This window comes from Vibrio sp. 10N.261.52.A1, assembly GCF_002876325.1.
Taxonomy (GTDB): domain Bacteria; phylum Pseudomonadota; class Gammaproteobacteria; order Enterobacterales; family Vibrionaceae; genus Vibrio; species Vibrio chagasii.
The window spans coordinates 1-941 of sequence record NZ_MCYD01000953.1; the positions used below are offsets into that span (position 1 = coordinate 1).

Genomic DNA, 941 nt, shown 5'->3' on the forward strand with positions numbered 1-941 from the left:
CTGATTCTCTTTTTCTTGCCAGTTTCTTGTTTTCTACTTACGCTACAAATTCTTTATCTCCATGAATCTTTGACTGTGTTTTACTAATGACCAATATATTTATCGTTGTAGTGGTACTTGTTGTCTTCTTTTACTTCATTCAGAAGTACGTATTCAAACATGACGACACTAAAGACCACGCGTATCAAAAGAGAGGGGCGTTGCTCAACATGCAACAAGCCGCGTTTTATAATGCACTGACTACGGCGGTAGGTACTCACGGTGTCGTGTTTGCCAAAGTAAACATGTCGAATGTGTTGGCACCTGCGAAAACAAATACTAAGAAGAATTGGTTTATCGCGAATAACAAGATCTCTCGTAGCTATTTTGACTTTGTGGTTTGTGACCCAAGAACGCTGGAACCGCGCGTGATTATTGAACTTGATAATGGTAAAGAGCTAAATAAAGGCAAAGTGGACCGAGAGAAGCTACTTATCCATGTATGTAAGTCTGCTGGCTTACCGCTTATTGGTGCTTCCGTTAAGCACAGTTACCAAGTGAGCCGCTTGAAAAGGTTGTTGGCGACTCATATTGACCTGATCGAACCGGACAAAGAGGTTCGATTCTGTAAGAAGTGTGGCAGCCCGATGATCATCAAGCTGGCTAGCCAAGGTGACTACAAAGGACGGCGTTTCTTCACTTGTAGCCGTCAACCAAACTGTACTTATACCGAAAACTACAATGTTGTGTTCGATGTAGAAGAAGAGTAACAAAGAGTAGGGCACTGGTTCAGTGTGACCTAACTCAAGTTTATTTCGGTTTCACGTCTAAAAAATCAACGTATTGATGCGAATAAGAGCAAACGGTTGATTCAAGTGTAATTTCCACTTGCGCCACAATAAATCAGTCGTTAATATCTTCCTCGTTCTTAAGGAATGGGTCCGTAGCTCAGTTGGTTAGAG

Annotated in this window: 1 protein-coding gene; it reads left to right on the forward strand. The window is 41.8% G+C overall.

The features are described from left to right. Positions 1–86 precede the first annotated feature (86 nt). Positions 87–749 carry a DUF2726 domain-containing protein gene (locus tag BCT81_RS20750; protein WP_102425679.1) on the forward strand — a complete coding sequence of 221 codons (663 nt, stop codon included), beginning with the start codon at positions 87–89 and terminating at the stop codon, positions 747–749. Positions 750–941: the final 192 nt, after the last annotated feature.